The sequence below is a fragment of the Burkholderia sp. Cy-637 genome (assembly GCF_011753175.1).
Classification (GTDB): domain Bacteria; phylum Pseudomonadota; class Gammaproteobacteria; order Burkholderiales; family Burkholderiaceae; genus Burkholderia; species Burkholderia gladioli.
In genome coordinates, this window is sequence record NZ_VWWC01000069.1 from 25,640 (window position 1) to 34,629 (window position 8,990).

Sequence of the window (8,990 nt, forward strand, 5' to 3'; positions counted from 1 at the left end):
TGCCCGCGCCGGGGCTTTTTTGTTAGATAAGCGGATGACCGCCGCCCCCCGTTCCCCGTCGACCACCACCTCGACCTCCCGCCACTTCAGCGATCCGCCGCCGGTGCCGGACCGGCTCGCGCGCGCCCATGCGCGCTACTGGCGCTTCAACGTCGGGCTGATCGCGGTGCTGATGGCGATCGGCTTCGCGGTGTCCTTCCTGGTGCCGCTGTTCGCGCCGGCCCTGGCCGCGCTGCGCCTGGGCGGCTTCAGCCTGCCGTTCTACCTGGGCGCGCAGGGGGCGATCCTGGTGTACCTGCTGCTGATCGCCGTCTATGTGCTGCTGATGCAGCGCGCCGATCGCCGGCTGCGGCGCGACTACGCGGCCTGCGCCGACGAGCCTGATGCCGGCGCCGCGGCCGACGGCCAACCGCGCCGCGCTGGCGGCCTGCATGACCACCGGGCGGATCGCGACGCATGCTGACCAGCCGGCTGATCCGCGCCTATGCGTGCTACACGCTGGGCTTCCTCGCCTTCGTGGCCTTGCTCTGGCGCATCGAGCGCGCCACCGGCCCCGGCGTCTGGATCGGCTACGTGTTCCTGTTCGTGCCGATCGCCGTCTATGCCGTGATCGGGCTGCTGTCGCGCACCTCCGACCTGGTCGAGTACTACGTGGCCGGGCGGCGCGTGCCCTCGGCCTTCAACGGCATGGCGACCGCGGCCGACTGGCTGTCGGCCGCCTCCTTCATCGGCCTGGCCGGCTCGCTCTACGCAACCGGCTACGACGCGCTGGCCTACCTGATGGGCTGGACCGGCGGCTTCTGCCTGGTGGCCTTCCTGCTGGCGCCCTACGTGCGCAAGCTGGCGCGCTACACCATCCCCGACTTCCTCGGCACGCGCTATTCGAGCACCCTGGTGCGCGCGCTCGCGGCCGGCGCGGCGATCCTCTGTTCCTTCGTCTACCTGGTCGCCCAGATCCAGGGCATCGGCCTGATCGCGACGCGCTTCATCGGCGTCGACTTCGCGATCGGCATCTTCTGCGGGCTGGCCGGGATCCTGGTCTGCTCCTTCCTGGGCGGGATGCGCGCGGTGACCTGGACCCAGGTGGCGCAGTACGTGATCCTGATCGTCGCCTTCCTGGTCCCGGTCTCGCTGATCGCCATCAAGGACGGGCTCGGGCCGGTGCCGCAGCTGAACTACGGGCACCTGATGACGCGCGTCGAGGCGCTCGAGGCCCAGGTGCGCGATTCGGCCGACGAGCACGCCGTGCGCGAGGCCTTCCGCGCGCGCGCCGCCGTGTTCCAGGCCCGGCTCGACCGGCTGCCGGCGTCCTACGGCGAGGCACGCGTGCAACTGGCGGACGAGCTCGCGGCACTGCGCCGGCGCAACGGCCCGCTGCGCGAGATCAGCCAGCGCGAACGCGAGCTGGCCGAGTTCCCGCGCGACGCGGCGGCCGCGCGGGTGGTCTGGGAGCAGGCGCGCGACGAGCTGCTGGCGCGCGCCGCCGAGCCGCTGCCGATGCACCTGCCGTTTCCCTCGGCGACCAACGACGACGAGCGCCCGCGCCGGCGCAACTTCCTTGCGCTGCTGCTGTGCCTGTCGCTCGGCACGGCGAGCCTGCCGCACATCCTGACGCGCTACAACACCACCACCTCGGTGGCCTCGGCGCGCCGCTCGGTGGGCTGGACGCTGTTCTTCATCGCGCTGTTCTACCTGAGCGTGCCGGTGCTGGCGGTGCTGATCAAGTTCGAGATCCTCGCCCACCTGGTGGGCCAGCCCTTCGCCGAGCTGCCGTCCTGGGTCACGCAATGGCAGCACTTCGAGCCCGACCTGATCGGGGTGGTCGACGTGCTGCGCGACGGCGTCGTGCACTGGTCCGACATCCAGATGCAGCCCGACATCGTGGTGCTGGCCGCGCCCGAGATCGCCGGGCTGCCCTACGTGATGTCGGGGCTGGTGGCGGCCGGGGCGCTGGCCGCGGCGCTGTCCACCGCCGACGGCCTGCTGCTGACGATCGCCAATGCGCTGTCGCACGACGTCTACTACCACATGGTGGCGCCCGACGCCTCGGCGCAGCGGCGCGTGACGATCTCGAAGGTGCTGCTGCTCGGCGTGGCGCTGTTCGCTTCCTACGTGGCCTCGCTCAATACCGGCAAGATCCTGTTCCTGGTCGGCGCGGCCTTCTCGCTGGCGGCCTCGAGCTTCTTCCCGGTGCTGGTGCTGGCGGTGTTCTGGAAGCGCACCACCACGCGCGGCGCGGTGGCGGGGATGATCACGGGGCTCGGCGTGTGCATCTACTACATCCTCTCGACCTATCCCTTCTTCACGCAGCTGACCGGCTTCGCCGGCCCCACCTGGTTCGGCATCGAGCCGATCAGCTCGGGCGTGTTCGGCGTGCCGGCCGGTTTCGCGGCCGCGATCGGCGTGAGCCTGCTCGACAAGCGGCCCGACGCCTATACCCGGGCGCTGGTCGATTACATCCGGCATCCATGAATCCGGCGAGGCGCGACCACCGGGCAGGCATCGGGCATTCGAGATGACGACGACACTCCATATCGACTGGCGCAGCGGCGCGGTCCGGATCGAGCGGGTCCGCATCGAGGTCGACGCGAGCGGCGCGCTCGCCCCCGATGCGCGGACGCTGTGCGGGCGGCCCGAGATCACGCCGGGCGGCGCGCTGCGTTATCGCGTCGGCAAGCCGCTCGGGCTCCATGGCTATGCGGCGCGCTGCGTGATCGACGTGGCCGACGCCAGGGTGGCCAGCGTCGCCGTGCTGTTCGAGCCGATCCATTCCTTCGATGCGAGCATCACGGAATCGCGGATCGTGCAGGCGGTGGCGGCCGCCTCGGGACTGCAACTGGCGAGCACGCATCCGGCCAGCGCCGCGCTGGAGCCGCTCGCCTGGGGCCGGGCCCGGTTCAGCCACGATCCGCGCCAGGCAGACCTGAGCCTGATGTTGCGGTACCCTTGAGGCCGCTGCGGGCGCCGGGAGAGCGGTGGCCCGCAGGTGCATCCACCGAACTACGGGAGCAAGGACATGAAGAACGTGATTCGCGTCGGCGATCCGACCAGCCATGGCGGCGTGGTCGAGACCGGCGATTCGAGCCTGCTCGTCGAGGGCAAGCCGGTCGCGCGCGTCGGCGACCTCTGCATCTGCCCGATCGCCGGGCACCAGAGTTGCGTGATCGTCGAGGGCAACCCGGAATTCACCGTCGGCGGCCGGGCCGTCGCCTTCGACGGCCACAAGACCAGCTGCGGCGCCACCCTGCAATCGACGCTGAGCACCTTCGGCAGCGAGTAGGCGAGCGGGGCGGGCGAAGCCCGGCTGGCTCGGCGCGGGGGAGCGGTGACGTCGCCCATGCCGCCGCGCTTCGCGTCGAGTCTCGAGTCGAATGCCGCCGTGTCGACATGGCGCGGCGCTCGCCGGCCCCCGCTGGGCATAGAAGGAAAGCCATGAAACCGATATCGTCGAACCAGGCAACGACCACGTCCTTGCCGCTGTCCGCGCTGGCCTGTTCGCCGGGCGCGAGCCTGCGTCGGTGGCGCACGCTGCGCCGGATCAAGCAGGAACATGCTGCGGCGCTGTTCGGCGTATCGCAGTCGACGATATCGCGCTGGGAAGCCGGCACCCAGGCGGTGTCGCACGAGGAACTGCGGCGCATCGAGGCCTGCTTGTCGGCGCGCCTCGACTCGGCGGCGGATCGCGCGCTCGAGCGCCTCGTGAGCCATCACACCCGTCCCGTTCATCTCGTCTGCGACCTCACGCACCGGCTGCTGGCCTGCTCCACGCCGCGAGCGGCGGAGTTCGCGGCGCCGCTGCCGTCGCTGATGGGCGCGTCGCTCTGGCCGTTCGCGACGGCCGAGATCGTGGCGCGCGAGCAGTCCTTGCGCGATGCGGGCTGGCACGATCATCCGGCACCCTCGATCGAATTCGATACCGGGTCCAACGACTCGCCGCAGGTGCCGATTCGTGCGAGCCGCTGCCGCTGGACGCGTTTCACCTTGTCCGACGGGACGCTGGCGCGCCTGGTCGAAACGCTTTGAATGCCGAATGGTGGGGCGGGCGGCGACGCATAATTCATGCGTGGAGCGGACCCGCCCGGCGCCGTATAGTGGCCGATCAATCGAGTATTCGAGGTGGCTCCCATGGACGACGCGCTGATCGACGCACGACTGGATTTCCTGCGCGGCTGCGAGCGCCTGAAGGATGTGCTGCGCAGCGGCCATACCTCGGGCGGGCGACGCGAGAGCACGGCCGAGCACAGCTGGCGGCTCGCGCTGATGGCGATGGTGCTGATGGATCAATTGGGCGAGGTCGACCCCGGCAGGGTGCTCGAGCTCTGCCTGGTGCATGACCTGGGCGAGGCGCTGGGCGGCGACGTGCCGGCGCCCGAGCAGGCCCCGGGCAGCGACAAGGATGCCGTCGAGCGACGCGACCTGCTGCGCCTCGGCGAAACGCTCGATGCGCCGATGCGCGAGAGGATCGTCGCGTTGTGGGACGAGTATGCGCGGGCGGCCACGCCGGAAGCGCGCGCGGTGAAGGCGCTCGACAAGATCGAGACGATCCTGCAGCACACGCAGGGCGAGAATCCGCCCGATTTCGACTATGCGTTCAACCTCGCGTATGGACAGGCGCATACCCGCAAAGTGCCGGCGCTGCAGCGGTTTCGCGAGCGCGTCGACGAGGCGACGCGCGAGCGGATGGCCGGTGCTGGCGGGCCTTCGGGCTGAAGGGCCGCCGCGATGAATTGGCGTTTCGGTGGGGCTGGCGAGCCGCCATTGGAGTCTGCTATACTCTCGCTCTTGCTGGAGAGATGGATGAGTGGTTTAAGTCGCACGCCTGGAAAGCGTGTATAGGTTAATCGCCTATCGGGGGTTCGAATCCCCCTCTCTCCGCCAGAAGAATCGAAAAAGCCCCGTGAGTTCCAGAACTCGCGGGGCTTTTTGTTTTTCCGCCGATCCCTCGCGAGCCAGCCTGGCAGGCCGCGATGAATCGATGAGACGGCAATCGACCCTAGCCTGATATTCGAGTCGGCCTGGCGGCCAACATGCTGTTCGGATGGGAGCGTAACGATATCGCCGGCTTTCCCGGCCATTGCGGCCATCGGCATGTCATGTAGCGGGCGCGATGGATTCCTTTCGGGATCGCGAATCGGCACTTGCCGTCCGAGCCGGGGGCTAGCTCTGGCCGTGACGTGTCGAGAGCCCGTTGCCCGACGCGGGAAGGACCGACGAGCCTGCTCGGGCATCGTCGCGGCGGTTCGCGCTCGCGCCTCGCCGCGCGGGGGATGGCGATTCAGGCCGACACGAAGGCCGGGACCTCGGCGACCAGGGCGTCGAGCGCCACGCGCACCCGCGGTGGCATATAGGGCATTTGAGGCCATAGCGCGTGGATGTCGAAACCCGGCGCCGGGTCCTCATCCAGCACGCACACCAGCTCGCCGCCGCGCACGCGGTTCCTGACCAGCCATAGAGGAAGCCAGGCCAGGCCGTAGCCGGCGGCCGCGGCATCGGCCATGGCTTCCAGGTCGTCGAACTTCAGCCGCGACCTTGGCGCGTAGTGGACGATCGGCGCCTGCTCCCGGCGAAACAGCCAATTCTGCGAACGCCCGTTGCGGGCATAGACGATCGCGGGATAAGCCGACAGATCGTCGAGGGTCCTGGGCAACGCGTTCGCATCCAGCATCGAGGGCGCGCCGCAAACCGCCATCCGTTCGCGGGCGATGCCGCGCGTCATCAAGCCGGCGCCGTGACCCAGCTCACCCATCCGGACGCTGAGGTCGACCCCCTCCTCGAGCAGATCCACCAAACGATCGCTGAACTGCAACTCCAGTTCGAGATCGGGGTGGCGCGAAGCCAGCCGGGTCAGCACCGGCGCGATGCAAAGGCGTCCGAACAATACCGGCATGGATACGCGCAGCCGGCCGCTGACGGCCTGGCGCCCCACCTCCAGCCGGGCCTTGCCCGTGCTCAACTCGTCCATCGCGCGCAGGCAGTGCTCGTAGAACGCCGCACCATCCTCGGTGAGCGCCTGGCTGCGCGTGGTTCGATGGAACAGGCGCACGCCCAGGCGTGCCTCCAGGCGCGCGATTGCCTTGCCCACGGCCGATCGGGACAGGTTCAGGCGCCGCGCGGCGGCGGCGAATCCATTGGCCTCGACCGCGGCCACGAAGGCGGGGATGTCGTTGAATGCGTCGGTCATGCCGGATTGTAGTCAAAAATTCGCCAATGTTCGGCAAAAACGTCGCCACCAAGCGTGCCTGAGGCGACATACGATGCCGGTCACCCGTTCCACGGCGCGGATTGGTTCCAGAAGTTAGCCAAGCGTCGCGTGACGCCGACCGATCCCGACCGCCGCCGTTGCCGGCGATGTCGATCGCCACCACCAGGCTCCGCCGAGGCGCGGGCGACGTTCCCCTTATGTCTTTTCATCAGGATTCCAGAATGCAAGCCTATCGTCTCCAGGCCGGAACCGGCCCCGCCGGACTTCATCGCGTCGAGCTCCCGCAGCAGGCATTGGGCCACGCCGAGGTGCGCATCGAAATGCGCGCGGCGAGCCTCAATGCGCGTGACCTGGCCTTCGCGCGCGGACAGATCGGCGATGCGCCCGATCGCGCCGTGGTGCCGCTGTCCGACGGCGTCGGCACCATCGTCGAGGTCGGCGCAGCGGTCACGCGCTTTGCCGTGGGCGAGCGCGTCATCCCGGCTTTCTGGCCGCGCTGGATCGACGGTGAGATCTCGCCGGCCAAGGCCGGCATCTCGTTCGGGGTCCACCTCGACGGCGCCCTGGCCGAGTTCATGGTCGCGCCGGAGGACGCGCTGGCGCGCGCTCCGCAATCCCTCGCCGACGCCCAGGCCGCTTCCCTCGCCTGTGCTGGTGTCACGGCCTGGAACGCCCTGTTCGTCGAGGGCGGGCTCAAGCCGGGTTCATCGGTGCTCCTGCTGGGCACCGGCAGCGTTTCGATCTGGGCGCTGCAGTTGGCCGTCGCCGCCGGCCTGCATCCGATCATCACCTCCTCGAGCGACGCGAAGCTGGCCCGAGCCGGGGAGCTCGGCGCGCGCGGCCTCGTCAACTACCGGACCCGGCCCGAATGGCAGGACGAGGTTCTCGCCCTGACCCAGGGGCGCGGCGTCGACCTGGTGCTCGACGTCGGCGGCCAGGACACGCTGGGCCGCTCGCTGTCGGCGGTCCGTTTCGGCGGCCGCGTGGTGGTGATCGGCGGCTTGAGCGGCTGGGGCGAGGTGCGCTTGTCGCCGGGCGCCTTCGTCGGGGGAACCAAGGCGCTCGCCGGCATCATGGTCGGCAGCCGAAGCATGACGGAAGACCTGGTGGGCTTCGTCGACGAGAAGGGCATCGTGCCGGTGATCGACAGCGAATTCGGGTTTGCCGAAGCCCGCCAGGCATACGAACGGCTGGCGTCCGGCGAGGCCTTCGGCAAGGTGGCCGTGCGGATCGAGGGCGAAGCCTGATCCGGGGGAGAAGGCGGCGCGTCGACCCACATGCCGCTGTCTCGCTGCACCTGGAGAAACAGAATCGATCAACGCCTTCGTGTACTGACCGCGATTGTCCGTCGTGGCGCTACTCCCGAGCACGCGCGGTGCGCATCATAAAAAAATGAATCCACCGCGATCTCCGGCGTATGCCGGGGATCAGGGCATTCATGCCCGGCAATTCTTGTCGGTTATCAAGCAGTCAATCAAATGGAAATCCGGTTTCGATATGGGTAAAGAGATGAAGCAGTTTCGAATGATGGCAGCCATGCTCGGCACGGTTGTCGCCTTGTCGGCATGCGGCGGCGACGACAACGTCCTGGATGCGGCCAATGTCCTGGGCCTGGCGGCCCCGCAGATGTACTTCGAGAACGCCACGCCCGGCAACAACACGTCCTACGATCTCCTCGTCGACGGCGCGGCGCTCGGCGGCGAGACCGCCATCACCTATCCGGTCTTCACCGGATTCAACGATATCAAGACGGGCGCCCATACCATCGCCTTCGCGCAGGCGGGCATCACCACGGCACTCGCGAGCGGCAGCTTCGGCGACGCAGCAAAGGGGCACAACTACACGGCGATCGCGCTGGGCGACACGACCGGGCCCGCCATCGGCCTGATCGACGATCCGTTCGGCAGCCTGCCGAGCAATGACCGGGTGCGGGCCTTCAACGCTTCGGCAAACGCGCAGAACCTCGACATCTATATCGTGGCGCCGGGCACCGACGTCACCGCGAGCAGCGTCACGCCGAAGCTGGCTGGCGTCGCGTTCAAGAATGCCGTGCCGGCCAGCGGCCAGGATTCGACCGCGCTGGCGGACGGGACCTATGTCATCGTCGCGACGCTCGCCGGCAGCAAGACGCCGATCTTCCAGTCGACGCAATTCAGCGTGTCGAACAATGCCGACGTGCTGCTGACGACGGTGCCGATCACGGGTCAATCGAGCCCGCTGCAGCCGGGCCAGATCCACGTGCTGCTGGCGCTCAAGAAGCAAACCGACAACAAGGCCGCGAGCGAACTCATCAACACGCTCACCAACCAGTAAGCCCGGCCTTCGGGCCCCTCGACGCAGGCCTGCCGTGCCCGAGGGGCCCACGATCGTTTCGCATCCCCGGCAGCCGCTTCGCAACCGCGGCCCGGCGCCTGCCGGAACCCGCCTAGAGTGCTCGGATAACCGTCGCGCCGTCCTCACAGGGAGACGTCCATGTCGATGTCCGTTGATGCCGCCGGATCGAGCACGCTCGATCCCTACCAGAGCTCGGGCCAGGGCAACACGCAGGCCCTGCAGCAGCTCGCGCAGCTCGAACAACTGATCCAGCAGTTGATCGCCGAGCTGCAGATGTTCTCGCAGTTGAACAACCTGGCCAAGCAGAACTCGTCCCCGTCGGTTGGCGGCGCGGGCGGTGGTGGCGGTGGAGGCGGCGGCATGCCCGCGCTGTCGGACGGCGGTGGTGGTGGCGGTGCGCCCCAGACGCTGGCGGCCGCTCCCGGCGGCGCGCCGGCCGCGGCCGATGCCTCGC

At 68.9% G+C, this 8,990-nt stretch carries 10 protein-coding genes and 1 tRNA gene; 10 read left to right on the forward strand and 1 reads right to left on the reverse strand.

Going from position 1 to position 8,990, the window contains the following annotated elements; translation table 11 throughout:
* Positions 1 to 34 precede the first annotated feature (34 nt).
* From F3J10_RS18860 to F3J10_RS18890, 7 genes are all read left to right on the forward strand, one after another.
* On the forward strand, positions 35 to 463 hold the full coding sequence (locus F3J10_RS18860; RefSeq protein ID WP_167242731.1) for a DUF4212 domain-containing protein: 429 nt from the start codon (positions 35 to 37) through the stop codon (positions 461 to 463).
* Positions 457 to 2,472, forward strand: a complete 2,016-nt coding sequence (locus tag F3J10_RS18865; protein WP_167242732.1) for a sodium:solute symporter family protein — start codon at positions 457 to 459, stop codon at positions 2,470 to 2,472. The genes F3J10_RS18860 and F3J10_RS18865 overlap by 7 nt, the downstream gene beginning before the upstream one ends.
* A gap of 43 nt (positions 2,473 to 2,515) precedes the next feature.
* Positions 2,516 to 2,950, forward strand: a complete 435-nt coding sequence (locus F3J10_RS18870; protein WP_167242733.1) for a hypothetical protein — start codon at positions 2,516 to 2,518, stop codon at positions 2,948 to 2,950.
* 66 nt (positions 2,951 to 3,016) lie between these two features.
* Positions 3,017 to 3,280 carry a PAAR domain-containing protein gene (locus tag F3J10_RS18875; protein ID WP_013698802.1) on the forward strand — a complete coding sequence of 88 codons (264 nt, stop codon included), beginning with the start codon at positions 3,017 to 3,019 and terminating at the stop codon, positions 3,278 to 3,280.
* A gap of 152 nt (positions 3,281 to 3,432) precedes the next feature.
* Positions 3,433 to 4,023, forward strand: coding sequence for a helix-turn-helix transcriptional regulator (locus tag F3J10_RS18880; RefSeq protein ID WP_167242734.1), 591 nt, complete (start codon positions 3,433 to 3,435; stop codon positions 4,021 to 4,023).
* Between the two features lie 102 nt (positions 4,024 to 4,125).
* Positions 4,126 to 4,710: an HD domain-containing protein gene (locus tag F3J10_RS18885; protein WP_167242735.1), complete on the forward strand. Its 585-nt coding sequence runs from the start codon at positions 4,126 to 4,128 to the stop codon at positions 4,708 to 4,710.
* 77 nt (positions 4,711 to 4,787) lie between these two features.
* Positions 4,788 to 4,878 (forward strand) — tRNA-Ser (locus tag F3J10_RS18890).
* Positions 4,879 to 5,275: 397 nt separating this feature from the next.
* On the opposite strand, the gene F3J10_RS18895 is transcribed toward F3J10_RS18890, so the two are convergent.
* Positions 5,276 to 6,181, reverse strand: a complete 906-nt coding sequence (locus F3J10_RS18895) for a LysR substrate-binding domain-containing protein (RefSeq protein ID WP_167242736.1) — start codon at positions 6,179 to 6,181, stop codon at positions 5,276 to 5,278.
* Positions 6,182 to 6,348: 167 nt separating this feature from the next.
* Here F3J10_RS18895 and F3J10_RS18900 point away from each other — a divergent pair, with 167 nt between their 5' ends.
* The 3 genes from F3J10_RS18900 to F3J10_RS35995 all read left to right on the forward strand — a co-directional run.
* Positions 6,349 to 7,449, forward strand: coding sequence for an NAD(P)-dependent alcohol dehydrogenase (locus tag F3J10_RS18900; RefSeq protein WP_345791221.1), 1,101 nt, complete (start codon positions 6,349 to 6,351; stop codon positions 7,447 to 7,449).
* A 262-nt stretch (positions 7,450 to 7,711) separates the two neighbouring features.
* A complete protein-coding gene (locus F3J10_RS18905) occupies positions 7,712 to 8,515 on the forward strand; it encodes a DUF4397 domain-containing protein (protein WP_167242738.1) in 804 nt (267 codons plus the stop codon).
* A gap of 159 nt (positions 8,516 to 8,674) precedes the next feature.
* Positions 8,675 to 8,990: hypothetical protein (locus F3J10_RS35995; RefSeq protein ID WP_205200346.1), on the forward strand; the 316-nt coding region annotated here is incomplete at its 3' end.